Annotated in this window: 15 protein-coding genes and 1 pseudogene; 8 read left to right on the top strand and 8 right to left on the bottom strand. The window is 53.3% G+C overall.

The window, feature by feature from the left end:
* Positions 1-25: 25 nt before the first annotated feature.
* The 6 genes from EKL29_RS20320 to EKL29_RS20295 form a co-directional block, all read right to left on the bottom strand.
* Positions 26-592, bottom strand: a complete 567-nt coding sequence (locus EKL29_RS20320; protein WP_120451361.1) for a UPF0149 family protein — start codon at positions 590-592, stop codon at positions 26-28.
* A gap of 467 nt (positions 593-1,059) precedes the next feature.
* Positions 1,060-1,332 carry a hypothetical protein gene (locus tag EKL29_RS20315; protein WP_126690534.1) on the bottom strand — a complete coding sequence of 91 codons (273 nt, stop codon included), beginning with the start codon at positions 1,330-1,332 and terminating at the stop codon, positions 1,060-1,062.
* 101 nt (positions 1,333-1,433) lie between these two features.
* The gene (gene norW / locus EKL29_RS20310; RefSeq protein WP_126690533.1) at positions 1,434-2,579 is read right to left on the bottom strand and encodes an NADH:flavorubredoxin reductase NorW; all 1,146 of its coding nucleotides are present in this window, start codon (positions 2,577-2,579) and stop codon (positions 1,434-1,436) included.
* A gap of 4 nt (positions 2,580-2,583) precedes the next feature.
* Positions 2,584-4,053: an anaerobic nitric oxide reductase flavorubredoxin gene (gene norV, locus EKL29_RS20305; RefSeq protein ID WP_120451358.1), complete on the bottom strand. Its 1,470-nt coding sequence runs from the start codon at positions 4,051-4,053 to the stop codon at positions 2,584-2,586.
* A gap of 220 nt (positions 4,054-4,273) precedes the next feature.
* Complete coding sequence (locus EKL29_RS20300; RefSeq protein ID WP_120451357.1) at positions 4,274-4,507, bottom strand: DUF2526 family protein; 234 nt, start codon at positions 4,505-4,507, stop codon at positions 4,274-4,276.
* A 4-nt stretch (positions 4,508-4,511) separates the two neighbouring features.
* Positions 4,512-4,769 carry a hypothetical protein gene (locus tag EKL29_RS20295; protein WP_126690532.1) on the bottom strand — a complete coding sequence of 86 codons (258 nt, stop codon included), beginning with the start codon at positions 4,767-4,769 and terminating at the stop codon, positions 4,512-4,514.
* A 151-nt stretch (positions 4,770-4,920) separates the two neighbouring features.
* Here EKL29_RS20295 and norR point away from each other — a divergent pair, with 151 nt between their 5' ends.
* The 8 genes and pseudogenes from norR to EKL29_RS20255 all read left to right on the top strand — a co-directional run bounded on the left by norR (position 4,921) and on the right by EKL29_RS20255 (position 12,969).
* A complete protein-coding gene (norR, locus tag EKL29_RS20290) occupies positions 4,921-6,441 on the top strand; it encodes a nitric oxide reductase transcriptional regulator NorR (protein ID WP_126690531.1) in 1,521 nt (506 codons plus the stop codon).
* A gap of 210 nt (positions 6,442-6,651) precedes the next feature.
* Positions 6,652-7,275, top strand: a complete 624-nt coding sequence (locus tag EKL29_RS20285) for a pyridoxamine 5'-phosphate oxidase family protein (protein ID WP_126690530.1) — start codon at positions 6,652-6,654, stop codon at positions 7,273-7,275.
* Between the two features lie 95 nt (positions 7,276-7,370).
* Entirely contained in the window at positions 7,371-7,853 is a 483-nt protein-coding gene (locus EKL29_RS23590) for a serine hydrolase (RefSeq protein WP_126690529.1), read from the top strand.
* Positions 7,778-8,632: a serine hydrolase domain-containing protein gene (locus EKL29_RS20275; protein WP_158618942.1), complete on the top strand. Its 855-nt coding sequence runs from the start codon at positions 7,778-7,780 to the stop codon at positions 8,630-8,632. Before EKL29_RS23590 ends, EKL29_RS20275 begins: the two co-directional genes overlap by 76 nt.
* Positions 8,616-9,530, top strand: coding sequence for an alpha/beta fold hydrolase (locus EKL29_RS20270; RefSeq protein WP_126690527.1), 915 nt, complete (start codon positions 8,616-8,618; stop codon positions 9,528-9,530). The genes EKL29_RS20275 and EKL29_RS20270 overlap by 17 nt, the downstream gene beginning before the upstream one ends.
* 658 nt (positions 9,531-10,188) lie before the next feature.
* Positions 10,189-10,701, top strand: coding sequence for a serine protease inhibitor ecotin (gene eco, locus EKL29_RS20265; RefSeq protein ID WP_126690526.1), 513 nt, complete (start codon positions 10,189-10,191; stop codon positions 10,699-10,701).
* Positions 10,702-11,084: 383 nt separating this feature from the next.
* Positions 11,085-11,864, top strand: coding sequence for an MBL fold metallo-hydrolase (locus EKL29_RS20260; RefSeq protein ID WP_126690525.1), 780 nt, complete (start codon positions 11,085-11,087; stop codon positions 11,862-11,864).
* A gap of 124 nt (positions 11,865-11,988) precedes the next feature.
* Positions 11,989-12,969 (top strand): annotated as a pseudogene (locus EKL29_RS20255) (GlxA family transcriptional regulator).
* On the opposite strand, the gene EKL29_RS20250 reads toward EKL29_RS20255, so the two are convergent.
* Positions 12,873-13,160 carry a hypothetical protein gene (locus EKL29_RS20250; RefSeq protein WP_126690523.1) on the bottom strand — a complete coding sequence of 96 codons (288 nt, stop codon included), beginning with the start codon at positions 13,158-13,160 and terminating at the stop codon, positions 12,873-12,875. The pseudogene EKL29_RS20255 and the gene EKL29_RS20250 sit on opposite strands and share 97 nt — an antisense overlap.
* A gap of 495 nt (positions 13,161-13,655) precedes the next feature.
* Positions 13,656-13,997, bottom strand: coding sequence for a hypothetical protein (locus EKL29_RS20245; RefSeq protein WP_126690522.1), 342 nt, complete (start codon positions 13,995-13,997; stop codon positions 13,656-13,658).
* Positions 13,998-14,113 lie beyond the last annotated feature (116 nt).

Genomic DNA, 14,113 nt, shown 5'->3' with positions numbered 1-14,113 from the left:
TAGTGCCGTTTATCTTACCCTGTTTTTAGTGAACCGCGTCTGTCTTACCATGCCAGTAGTTATAAAGGCGCAGCGCCGCAGGCTGAATCGCGTCGGTGCTCTGCAAATAGGCGATTTCATCCATGCCGTCGAGCTTCTCCACCTCGTCGATATCGCCATGCAGTGCAATCGCCTGCAGCGACGGCTGCAGCTCAGCAGGCAGCTCAGGCCACTCAGCCAGCGCCACCCCTGTCATGTAGCCGAAACACCACTCTTCCACCACCAGCAGTTCGCGACCATCCATTTCACGGTAGCCGAACAGCGGTTCGAACTGTTCCGGGTAGAGGCTCAGACGCTCGGCGATATCATTCATCATTCGCGCTGCCAGGGTGTTGAAACGCAGCTCATCCGCAGGATCGTCCCAGTCCGGCGTAGTTTCGCCCCAGATAACCGGCTTCATTGCATCCAGCGCCAGCGGCGACGGGCTGGAGAGCGCGGCGGTGAAAAGGCCGTCCAGCTCGCTGATGTCAATCAAGCCATCTTCGCTGTCATGCTCCATCAACACGTCTTCCATCCACTCGATCTCGTCTGCATTCAGTGGGCCTGTAGCCATGGTAATTCCTCTTGTGGTGTATCGAAGATGTGGGTGGTTCGCGATGTCAGTCTGACCCACGGTAAAGTTGGATGAGAGACCTGAGTCTCAGCAGGGAATAAGTCTAGCTGCGGGTAGTGTGCCTGAGAGGAGACGCGAAGCCAACTGAAGAGTCCAGCGGTAAGGCGCTCGGCTAGCGATAAAAGCGCCGTCTGTTTTCTCAGGCGCGCCTCGGTATGAAGCTGGTCACCAATTTGATCGCAGAAAAAGCCCGCTTCAGGCACCTTTAGCCACCGCTTTTCGCGGTTACAGCCGGTTGTTGTCGGGAATGGAGGCATTTGCGCCAGCCATTAATGCGCCGCACACATTAATGTCCTGAAGCCCTTACTCTACTGTCATGCATCGCCGTTGCGGGTATTTTTACGGCTCTTTCCCGTTTCCATTGCGTGCGCATTAGACCAGGCCTCGCTTAGCGATGCTGAGTGCGGCTATCCCGTGACTTTGATACCCTCCGCGGGCTCCCAGAGATTCCACATCTGCCAGAAAACATCGGCAACGGCTTCTTTAAGATTTTCCGGACGAAACTGAACGCCGCTGCAGGCGGAGCCGAGCTTTGCCTCGATCCGCGCATCACTCTCGTGGGTGCCGAGGCTCATCGCGAAAAAATCACAGTTCATGCTTAGCCAGATAATTCTGCCGCAGGTACAAGAAGAGGGATTATGAAGCGTAACGCTTGCTGTTGAGGTGTCGGTGCTGTTCATCGTATGACCTTTAAAAAATGGCGCGGCGCAGGCCGGTGATTAACCGGCCTGGCAGCAGGAGGCAACTAAGCCTGGTGCGACCTTCAGGAAGCAAAGCGTCGTTAAGCGGCGCCAGCCAGCTTAATCTCCTTTAGCATGCTAAACGCCATTTGCATGTGATCCTCACTGACGACAAACGCCCGCAGCTCGCCGCTCTCGTCATAGCCTTTAGCGATAATGCCGGTCGGTGAAAAAGTCATTTGCCACTGGTAGGTGGGATTGGCCGGATCGCCCGCCAGATGGAGCGGCATAGCGGGCGTTTTAACCTTGATTAGCATGGCGGGCAGCGTCAGTTTCGCGGAGCGGCCGGTCAGGTTCTTGCCCAGCGTCATCGCCGCCAGCATGGCGGGCTGAAGGTAGGGCATCAGCCTTCCCTGGATTTCCGCACAGTCGCCCAGCGCGTAGATATCAGGCGCCGAGGTGGCGAGCGTGTCGTCAACCACAATGCCGCGGCGCACCTCGATGCCCGCCTCCTGCGCCAGAGCGAGATCGGGACGCAGGCCGATAGCGCACACAGCGGCATCGAAGCGCCCGCTCTCGCCGTTGCTGAAGCGGACCTCCAGCCCGTCTCGATCGCGAACCAGCCCGCTGATTTCCGTCTGGAAACGAAACTGAACGCCGCTGCGCACTAAACGACTCTGCAAACGACCGCCGATCTCAGGCGGCAGCAGCGCGGAAAGCAGCGTTGCGCTGCGGTCGACGACCGTGACCTGTTTACCGGCGCGATTAAGGTCCATTGCAAGCTCTGTTCCGATCAGGCCGCCGCCGATCATCAGCACCCGCTTCGCGTTGATCAAACTGGCTTCACATTTCCGGTAAGCCTGCTGGCTGTTCAGGGTATAAACCAGATCGCTGCCCTGCACGGGGGGAACGATGGCGCTGGCCCCGGTGGCGAGAACAAGCTTGCCATAAGAGAGATCGCCCGCGCTGGTCTGAACGCAATGCGCCGCTCGATCGATCCCCCTGACAAAAGTAAAAGGATGCAGCATGATGTTCTGGCTTTCCGCCCATTCCGCCGCCGTCTGACGGGTTAAGTCGTCCGCGCGATGCCCCATGCTGAACACATGACTGAGCTCAGGCTTATTATATTCATTGCAGCTGTCAGCGGCGATAATACGAACCGGCACCGCTTTATCCTGCTGACGGATAAATTTAACCAGCTGCCGGGCAGCGAAGCCTGAACCGATAATGACAATATCTGCTGGCACTGGCTTAACCCTCATATGGCTCGAACACGGATTTACCCAGCGCACAGCCGGGACACAGGAAATCCTCCGGCACCGCTTCCCACGCGGTGCCAGGTGCAACCGCCTGAGCGGGTTCACCCTCAGACGGGTCGTAAACCCACTGGCATACCGTACAAATCATTTTCTGACCGCCCGCTTTGTCCGCTTGCGTCATACCGTATCCATCGCTGCTTTCAGGCGTCGCGGCGGCAATAACTGCCGCGGCGCTGTCAACGGAAGGCGCTGCCGAAGGGATGGGAGAAAGCGCCCATTCGCGGGCGATGTTGCGACCATGTTCACGACACGCTTCCAGCGCGGAGAGATCGGGACGCCATTTGGTTTTCAGGGCGATAGTCATATCGAAACCGGCATCCTGCAGGCGGGTCGCCACGCGATCGACAGCGCCGCCCGTCCAGCCATAGGAGCCAAACGCGGAGGCGCGTTTATTACGGAATTTCAGGCCGGTGATCTCCTCCAGCATGCCCGCCACCTTTGGCATCATCACATTGTTCATGGTAGAGGAGCCGACCAGAATGCCTTTTGAGCGGAAGCAGGAGGTGATGATCTCGTTTTTGTCGTGGGCGGAGACGTTGTAAACCTTAACGGCAACGCGCGGATCCGTTTCCCGGATCCCCTGAGCGATGGCATCCGCCATCATGCGCGTATTATTCGACATGGCGTCATAAAAGAGCGTGATGCGATCTTCCTGGTAATCGGCGGACCACTTCAGATAAAGCTCAACAATCTGCGCCGGGTTGTCGCGCCATACCACACCGTGGGAGGTGGCGATCATACTTAGCGGCAGATTGAAGCTCAGGATCTCGTTGATCTTCGCCGTCACCAGGCGTGCAAAGGGCGTAAGGATATTTGAGAAGTAGCGCTGACACTGGTCGAACAGTTCGTGCTGGTCGACTTCATCGTTAAACAGGTGCTCATCGCAGTAGTGCTGGCCGAAAGCGTCATTACTGAACAGCACGGCGTCCTGCGTCATATAGGTCATCATGCTGTCCGGCCAGTGCAGCATCGGCGTTTCAACAAAGATCAGTTTTTTGCCGTTGCCGATATCGAGCGAGTCGCCTGTTTTTACTACGTTGAAATTCCATTCGGGATGGTGATGATGGCCGTTAATCGAGTCTACGCCGTTGGCAGTGCAGTAAATCGGCGTGCCTGGGATCAACGCCAGCAGTTCGGCCAGTGCGCCTGCGTGGTCTTCCTCCGCATGGTTGATAATGATGGCGTCGATCGTTTTTAAATCGATCTCTTCGCTAAGATTTTTAACGAAATCGGTGCGGAAACGGAGATCGACGGTATCGATCAAGACATTCTTCTCTTCGCGGATAAGGTAGCTGTTATAGCTGGTGCCGCGCTGCATCTTGTACTCTTTGCCGTGAAAATGCTCAACTTCCCAGTCCCGTTTGCCGACCCAAAAAATATTGTTTTTTACATGAATGTTCATCAGATGCCCTTTTAGCTGAGGTGAATTTCCTTAACCCAGTGCATCTGTCATGCCAGTTTTTAAGTGTTTGATTTTAAAATTAATAATTTATAAGCATTGTTCAAAAAACCCTATCAAATATTGTCTCAGTCACAATTAATTGTCTTAAAGACACTACTCAGCACATAAAAAAGCCCGCCGTAGCGGGCTTATCTCGATCAGGGCAGGTTGTGATCCTTCTTTAACTGATAATGCCGCCGCGAGTCAGCCAGTTACGGCGCTGTTCGGCCAGCTCTTTTTTCTCTGTACTGTGCCGGAAAACCGCAGCGCGCAGGCGCTGCTGCTGGGTAAAGCGCTCCTCGCGCGTGAGCCTGCTATCCTCGCTGAGTTCGCACAGCAGCACGTTCATCTCGCGAATAATATTATTCGCGATGGCGGTATCGACCGCTGTCATTACTTCATCCAGATGCGTCATGGTTTCACCCAATCCAGGTATTAAGCTGCTGTAACAGAAGCGAACCGGCAATCAGCAGCGACAAGGGAGTACAGGGAAGATCTAAGTCTACCCAGGCTTTGCGTCCGCCATATTCCGTTTCGAAATGAAGCCGATCTGGAGCGCGCTGGTAACAGGTTAAGTCTGGCCCTCGGCTGCCGCCGAACGCGGCCCAGCGCAGCGCATTCGCGGCGGTATTGATCTGTTGTGCGCTGAGCGCTTTTATCTTTACATGGTTGGACATTTCTGTGCTCCTTAACTTAATTCATTAAGCTAATCAGGCATATGTCGTGCCACTTCTTAACTAATTGATTTGCATCAAGGGAGAAGGCCCATACTGTATTTATAACAATAGTTAATATTGTTATTAAGACATCTATTGTACAGGTGACACTATGGCTCTCTCAGTTGAAACCCTGGCGGCGCTGGCTGTCGATATTCAGAACGGCGTACGTGAGCGTGACCGCTTTATGCGGATGATAAAAAGCATCCACCAGGCGTTAAGCTGTGACGCTACCGCCCTGTTACGCTATGAAAATCAGCAGTTCAGACCTCTGGCTACGGCCGGGCTTGCCCCTGACGTTATGGGCCGCCGGTTTAGCCTTGATGCGCATCCACGGCTGGAAGCGATCGCGCGCGCAGGCGATGTTGTGCGCTTTCCTGCGGATAACGATCTGCCCGATCCCTACGACGGTCTGATCCCCGAACAGGGCGAATTACATGTTCATGCGTGCGTCGGCATGCCGCTCTTTTCGGGGCAGACGCTGATCGGTGCCCTGACCCTGGACGGCATGGACGCGCATCAGTTTGATACTTACAGCGATGAGGAATTGCGCGTCCTTGCCAGCCTGACCGCTGGTGCCCTGAACAACGCCCTGCTGGTTGAGCAGTTAGAAAAGCCGCCCTCCTCCTTTATCCCGCAGCATATGCGGCCAGAAGGGAATGAGGAGATGCAGATTATTGGTGAGTCCGCGCCGCTCGCCCATCTGAAGAAAGAGATCGCCGTTGTCGCCCCCTCTGACCTGAGCGTATTGATCATGGGTGAGACAGGGACCGGCAAGGAACTTATTGCTCAGGCCATCCATCGCCTCTCCCATCGCGCCGCGCAGCCCCTGATTTACCTTAATTGCGCCGCGCTGCCGGAAAGCGTCGCAGAGAGCGAGCTGTTTGGCCACGTCAAAGGCGCTTTCACCGGCGCTATTCACGATCGGCCAGGTAAATTTGAACTGGCGGATAAAGGAACGTTGTTTCTGGATGAGATTGGAGAACTGCCGCTCTCGCTACAGGCTAAACTGCTGCGCGTACTTCAGTATGGCGATCTACAGCGCGTGGGAGAGGATAAAGCTCTGACCGTCAATGTCCGCATCATCGCGGCGACCAACATGGATATGCGCAAAGCAGTTACGGAGGGCAAATTCCGGGCTGACCTTTATCACCGCTTAAGCGTTTTTCCCCTGTTCGTGCCCTCGCTGCAGGAGCGGCGCGACGATATCGTGCTGCTTGCCGGCTATTTCTGTGAAAAGTGCCGGATAAAGTTTGGTTTGACCAGCATCGCCCTTAGCCCGACCACCAGCGCCATGCTTGAAGCAGCAAGCTGGCCCGGAAACGTGCGCGAGCTGGAGCATGCCATCTATCGTGCGGTCATCATCGCGCAGGCGGAGTCACGCAGCGGCGAAATCATTTTGCTGCCTCAGCACTTCAACCTGAAAGGCGAAACAGCTCTTCGCTCAGCGCCGACCGAAACCGCGCCGTCGCTGCCCTTAGCGAGCCTTAGCGAGGCAACCCGTCAGTTTCAATATAAGTACATTAAACAGGTCTATGAAAGCACCGGGAAAGTCTGGGCCAGAACCGCGCGTCAGCTGGAACTCGATCCGGGAAACCTACATCGTCTGGCCCGCAAACTCGGACTGAAGTAAAGACGCCGTTCGCCGTCAGAGCGAAGGATGGTCTCCTTTAACCGGGCTGGCAGCTTCAGGCAGCGAAGCGATGTGCAAGATGCGTTATGCGCAGACCGGGCTTTTGCCTGAGTAAAGCCGACCGCTATTCAGCGGTGCAAGTGCATCCCCACCAGCCGTCATGTATAAAGGTGATGAGCGTATTCCTGAATACAGAAGGCGGTGGAGGATATGGCTGTTGAACAGACATTCATTACGAGTGATGCGGAGCTGGAACGGATTTATGGCGCAGTCGCAAAACCCTCTTTAACCAAGGAGACTGACCATATTCATCCGGCCTACCGCCCTTTTATCGAAGCCTCGCCCTTTGTGGCGCTGGCAACCTCAGGGCCGGGTGGACTCGATGTGTCTCCAAGAGGCGATCCGGCGGGCTTTGTCGTCATTGAAGATGCGAAGACGCTGTTATTGCCCGACAGGCGAGGCAATAACCGCATAGACAGCCTGCGCAATATTCTTCACGATAACCGCGTTGCGCTTCTTTTTCTTATCCCAGGCATTGGCGAAACGCTGCGCGTGAACGGCACGGCGAAGATCACGACGGATCCAGAATTACTCCACAGGTTCGCCGTAAACCATCAACTGCCTAAAACGGTCTTGCGTATTGCGGTCGAAAGCGTTTTTTTTCAATGTAGCCGCGCCATCATTCGCTCAAAGCTCTGGGATCCCGCCGTACAAATCAAGCGTGACCAGCTCCCCAGCCCAGGCTCTATTCTTCATCAGCTTTCCCAGTCTGAAATTAATGGCGATGCCTATGATCAGGCGCTGCCGGAACGATTAAAAAACACGCTTTACTGATATTACCTGTACCTCGACTACGGCCATAGCCAGGCTCATCAAAAGGCTACAGCGCCTGCAGCCGGTGAGCGACTGGCCTGAGCTGATTACCTGTAATGTCAGGAACAGCCATACTTAAGCCAGTGGCGCGCTGTTCTCTCTCTTTGCGTCATAAATGTCTTTATTCAGAAGGAAGCAAAATGGCTTCACCCGAAAGCGCGTTGCAGGATTTACTTCTTCAGAAAACGCGGACCCGCTTTCCTGCTGTATCTCTGGCCATCGGCAAGGGCAGCCAGATAATATGGCATGAAGCCGCTGGTTATGCTGACGTAGAAAACGGCACCAGAAACACGCCAGAAACGCTTTTCGGCATTGGCAGCATAACGAAAGTCTTTATTGCGGTATTAGCTCTTCAGCTAAATGAAGAGGGTTTGCTGCCTCTCGACGCGCCCGTCTCGCGCTGGCTCGACGAAAAGCTTTATCCCGAATTGCCCATGCCGATACCGCCACCCCCAGACAACTTTTGTCCCATTACGCTGCTATCCCAAGCTGGGAAGATGATCCCGGCTGGATTTCCGATGCGCGCGGAAAGCATCTGAATCCAGAAAGACGCTGGATGCCGCATGAACCCCTTGACTATATCCGGGGCAAAAAAGCGTTAAGCCTGCCAGCCGAGAACTTCCACTATTCAAATACCCACTTCACCTTGCTGGGATTGTTAATTGAGAAAATAACGCAGAACAGCCTGGAAGCAGAGTTGAGCAAAAGAATTCTGGCGCCGCTGTCCCTGAAAAATACCTGTATGGCAGGCGCTTCCCCGGCGAAGAACGGAAACCTTGCCGGCAAGTATTACCGGCTGGATGCTGCTTTTATACAAAACGCCGGTTTTTCCCCGCATTTTCACCCGGCGCCTTATGACCTGATAAATGTATCTGCCTCCAGCCTCGCTGTTGAATGGGCCGCTGGCGGCATCGTTTCCACTGCGCAAGACATCATGACCTTTATTCTTGCCCTTAAAAACGCGCAGTTGCTTAACCTGCAAAGCATGAAGGCGATGCAGCGCTGGCTCCCGGCTGAAAGTGGCGAAATGGGGTTAAGCCTGTTCAGGATCGAAACAGACTACGGCCCGGCATTAGGGCACGGCGGCAATGTTCTGGGTTTTAGCGCATGCGTATGGTGGTATCAGCACAGCGACTGTGCCGTGGCTATATTGACCAATGCAGGCTCCATGCATGCGGATCCTCAGGCTGACTGCGCAAGTCGCTTTTTCAGAGAGTCTGAGGCAGGAAAACTGGCACAGGAAATAGCCTCGCGCTATGCCGGTGATAGTGACCCTGTCTCAATACATCGAGGAGAAAACCATGAACCCTATAGTTGAACACGGTGAGTCGCCTTTCATTCCAGGTTTCAGACTACAGGATATTACCCTTGCTAACGGCATCAGGCTGCGCGTCGCCACGGGCGGCTCGGGCAAGCCGCTGCTGTTGCTTCATGGCCATCCTCAGAACCATATTACCTGGCGTAAGATTGCCCCGCAGCTGGCAGAAAAGTACCGCGTGATACTGCCCGATCTGAGAGGTTATGGCGACAGCGACAAGCCCACCAGCGACGAGCAGCACCGCCCCTACTCTAAGCGCGTCATGGCGGAAGATATCAGCCTGCTGATCGAGGCGCTGGACTATAAGCAGGTGGCTTTCGTCGGCCACGATCGCGGAGGTCGGGTTGGCCACCGGCTGGCGCTGGATCACCCCGACAAGGTGAGCTGCTGCGTATTCGTGGATATCGCGCCTACGGCGACCATGTATGCGCTGACCAATAAAGCGTTCGCTACCCGCTATTTCTGGTGGTTTTTTCTGATTCAGCCCTGGCCGCTGCCTGAAACCATGATTGCGAACGATCCCGGTTTTTTCCTGAAAAAACATATCGAAGGCCAGCTAAAAACCGCTGGTGCCACTTCAGAAGCGGTCTTCAACGACTATCTGCGCTGCTATCAGCAGCCAGAGATGATACACGCGGTGTGTGAAGATTACCGCGCCGCCGCCACCCTAGATCTGGAAGACGACGCGGCAGACAGTGAGAAAAGAATCGCTTGCCCGCTACTGCTGCTGTGGGGCGAAAAAGGAACGGTCGGCGAACTCTATGATGTGGTGGCGACGTGGCGTGATAAAGCGCAGCAGGTAACCGGCGAGGCGCTACCTTGCGGGCATTCGCCCCATGAAGAAGTACCAGACATTTTCCTGGAGAGGCTTTGCGCTTTTCTTGATGCGCAGCTCTGATTTGAGTGATTTAAGGCGGTGAAGCTGGATTGTCAGATTTGCGGTGGCCGCCTGCGTCAGTCAGGACCAGCGTCGAATGATATTCAATAAAGTCAGCCTTAAGCGCGCTGTAGCGGTGAATATCGTTATTCGCTGCCAGCGCTGCTGCATATTTTATGCGGGTATAACATGCCGCCACCATTGTTTTTTATCCGGTCATCCCGAAACGCCGGAGGTGTTACGATGTGGCGGTTCGTAAGCTGATATTGCTAATTTTATTAACAGCTTGAATCTATAAATTATTTGCCGCCTTACATGATGGTTTTCTTTAACCTGGCCGCTATTGATTAACAAACAAAGGCTATCGATATCCGTTTCCGGCAAACACACATCTATGCGTCAAACCGTTCGGTATAAATACGTTAAATAAACGTTTTTCGAACTCTTTTAACGTTTCCTCTAATCATCACCCCTGTGACAGATGACGCTTTTAGGAGGGTTCGCGCACGTAAACCCATACAAAGATAATGTAAATTATTTTTTACAGAACCTGGATGCCGCTATCGATCTGTCGGATGACAGTAACCACTAACTTTAAATAAAATCGCAGCGCTTAACGCTAACTTTCACCATTTTGTTAGCTATTTATATTATTGAAATGGACTCAAGGACACACTTAATGACCAGAAATTCCTCGTGGGCTCTATGTTTGCTGATGTCTGTCGGTTGCCTTTCGGCTAGCGCTTCCGCTCAGCAGCAATCTTTGAAAGCTATCGCGCCTTATCCAGAGCCGGAAAAGGGTATAAGTCGTCAGGTGATAGAGCTGCCTGAGCTTAAGAATGAGTACTTATATAAAGTCGAGCTGATGATTGGTCAAACCTTAGAAGTTGACTGTAATGCTCATCAGCTTCTGGGCCAGCTGAAGAGCGAAACAGTCGATGGCTGGGGGTACCCTTATTATGTGTTTGAAACAGCGAAAACATCAGATTCAGGCGTGATGCACGTCTCTACTATGATGGCCTGTCCAGAACAGAAGAAGGAAAAAAAATTCGTGGGGGCCAGTCTCGGTGCGAATGGCATGTTGAGTTATAACAGTAAGCTACCAGTTGTCGTTTATACTCCCGATAACATTGAGGTTAAATATCGCATCTGGAAAGCAGATGATAAAATTGTTTCCGCAAAAATAAGATAGTTATATTAAAGGCAGTCTGCTTACTACGGTATAGCGTTCCGATAATTAACAGTATCTCCTTTTGCCGGTTATCAGACTTTAAACTGCCTTCCATTAACTAGTTTAAATTTATGCTGCAAACGTCCGCTTTTAGCACAGAGCGGACACTGGCATCAAACACCCCGCCCTCCTCCAACAGAACCGGTCAGGATGACGGGCAGCAGCGTTATCGCGACTGTCCGCCCGATCGCGTTAAGTTGACCTGATTTCATCGACTAATGACCCCGGAGCCTGTCACGGCTTTCTGGCTTCACCTCTTACAGTAAATCCACTCGCAGCCACCTGCTCGCTGACAGGTCGCGGCAGGCTGTGGCTTAAAACCTGACGAATTAATGGAGTAAGAAATGAAGCTAACACAAGTCCGTAATGCCACTCTCGTACTGGAATATGCCGGTAAGACATTCCTTATCGATCCTATGCTGGCAGAGAAAGAGGCCTGGGAAGGTTTTGCGGGAAATGCGCGCCCGCATCTTCGCAACCCCATGGTGGCCCTGCCCGTAGCGGTTGAGAGTTTGCTGGACGTTGATGCTGTGATCCTGACGCACACGCATACTGACCACTGGGACGAGGCAGCACAGCAGGCCGTGCCTAAAGATATGCTTATTTACACGCAGGATGAGAATGATGCGGCACTGATCCGTTCTCAGGGCTTTCTTAATATCCGCGTTTTGAAAGAGGAAAATCATTTCGTGGACGGTCTGACGATTTACAAAACCGACGGCCAGCACGGCAGTAATGAGCTCTACGCCGATGCTGAATGGGGTGCTTTACTGGGGGATGCGTGCGGACTGGTCTTTACGCATTACGGTGAAAAAACGCTTTATATAGCTGGCGATACCGTCTGGGTAAAACCTTATGCAAAAAATCTGCAACGCTTCCAGCCAGACATTGTCGTGCTGAATACCGGCTATGCGGTTAACGATCTCTATGGCCCGATTATCATGGGTAAAGAGGACACGCTGCGCACGCTTAAGTTGCTGCCCTCTGCAACCATCGTTGCCTCACATATGGAATCGATTAACCATTGCCTGCTTACCCGTGCGGAGCTGCGTGAGTTTACGCTTGAGCAGGGTATTGAAAGTCAGGTGCTTATTCCGGCAGATGGCGAGACTCTCGCTTTCTGACCGGCCTTGTTACCTGAGTAAGGAAAACGTTATAACGACCGGCTGACGGCCAACGTGGCCGTTTAAAATCAGCCTGTCAGCCACTGGTGCTCTGGTGGCAATCATTGACGGAAAGGTAAACATTATGTCTGCTCTGACAGTTGCCGTGATCGCCACGGCTGGATTCAGCCCGTTTCACTTTTCAGTGCCCTGTATCCTTTTCGGGTCATCAATGCCGGAACCTGATTTGTTCTGCCTCGAAATCTGCGCGGAAAAAGCGGGTATTGTCCAGTCGGATATCGGCCTGTCTATCAATGTAGAGCACGGTCTGGAACGACTTGACGCTGCAGATATTATCATCGTGCCGTACTGGAATAACCCTGATGAAAAACCCTCTCAGGCCCTGCTTGATAAGCTGATAAGCGCCTGGCAGCGCGGTGCGGAAGTGGTGGGCCTCTGTCTGGGCACCTATGTGCTCGCTTACTCGGGCCTGCTCAATGAGCGCCGCGCCGCCACACACTGGGAGTATGAAAAGGACTTTACTGCACGCTTTCCTGCCGTTCACCTGGACAGTAACTCGCTTTATACCAGCGATGAGCGGCTCATCACCTCTGCCGGAACGGCAGCCGGTATTGACTGCTGTCTGAACATTATCCGCGACCATTACGGTTCGGCCGTTGCCAACCGGGTGGCAAGAAGGATGGTTGTTCCTCCTTATCGTGAAGGCGGGCAGGCCCAGTTTATAGAGCGTCCGGTTCCGGGCTCCACACGGGACAGTAAAATGAATGAATTAATGGATTACCTGCGCCGCAATCTGGACAAGCCACACGACCTCGACTCGCTGGCCGGATTTGTCAGCATGAGCCGACGAACGCTGACCCGTCACTTCCTGAAGGCCACGGGAACCACGCTGGGAGACTGGATTAACGCAGAGCGGCTTCAGCGAAGCCAGGAGCTGCTGGAGACGACGGATCACAGTATCGAAAAAGTGTCCGGGATGACCGGATTTCAGTCGCCAGTCTCATTTCGTTAGAGCTTTAAGGCGAGGTTCAGCATCAGCCCCAGCGAATGGCGCCGGGCATTCCGCGGCCCTGAACCGGTTGACCGGGAAGCAAACCTGTCGTAACAGAGATACCCTGCATTTTTATTGGCTCCGGCGCTCTGCGCTGTCGCGCAGCCACTCTTGCCGGAAATAGCTAGCAGACTCGCTTTTGCTGTGGCGAGCCTGGCAATATTCTGCTGCAGGGCTGCCAGCATCGCTTTACCAACACTTTTCCTGCCGGACCAGAAAGATGTCGTCCACCAGATGATATACATTTTTGGAAAATCCCGATGCTGTTTTGCTCCCTCTCCTCCGGACAGGAGGAAACCTCAGCGGTGCTGATTTCGTTACGCTTTTTTAAGGGATCTGACAGACTTCAGAAGGAATTAATGGAAGAAAAAATGGCACGCCCTACAGGATTCGAACCTGTGACCTACGGCTTAGAAGTTCCTAGAGCCACCTTTTAACACAGTAACTTACCGCATTCTGCCGCGCTCACACGTCCCACGATGCGAAAACATGCAAAGGCTTGGTAAAGGTCACAAACCTTTGCGTGTCCCAAATCTGTCTCACAGGTGCTAACCTCTGATGATTGCCTTTAACAGGAGGATATCGTCATGGATGTCTCGCCACGCGTTGTTGTGATAATCAATATCATCGTTGTAGCGGCTCTTGTTGTCGGTCTAGCCTGGTATAAGCACTGGATCTAACGAAACCCGTAGCCTGCTCAGATCGGCGCGGTATACCTCTGCCCCGTCGCCGGGGCTTTTTTAGGATGTAGCACTTTCATTGTGTTGTTCATTCATCTGTGAAGCCACTTCTTGCTGGCGTTGGTTGTAAGCAGAATCAGCCGGCATTTCCAGACGAACGTCAATCCACGTTTCGTCCGGGATATCAATCAGCGCCCCCTTGCCAACAGTCAAATCTCCATCCTCAGTAAGCGTGTATTTTTGCTTGTAGCAATGTACTACCACACCCTCTGCTGTTTCCTCTGCTTCAGCCAGAGCAATTATTCGACCCTGACCATTACCACAATCCATCACTGACCACAGGTCTTTAGCCAGGCCAACAGCGCCCTTGATCAGGTAGGTGCCAGTACCAGACCTGGACACCGTGCAACCTTTAGATTCTTCATTGCACAGACCTCGAACTGAATCGCCACGGATAATCTAGACACTTCCGAGCCGTTGATAATACTGGTTTTCATATTCTGTCGGTGACATCTGTT

The organism is Pantoea sp. YU22 (assembly GCF_003970755.1).
GTDB lineage: Bacteria > Pseudomonadota > Gammaproteobacteria > Enterobacterales > Enterobacteriaceae > Pantoea > Pantoea piersonii.
This window is presented reverse-complemented; position numbering and strand designations above follow the sequence as displayed.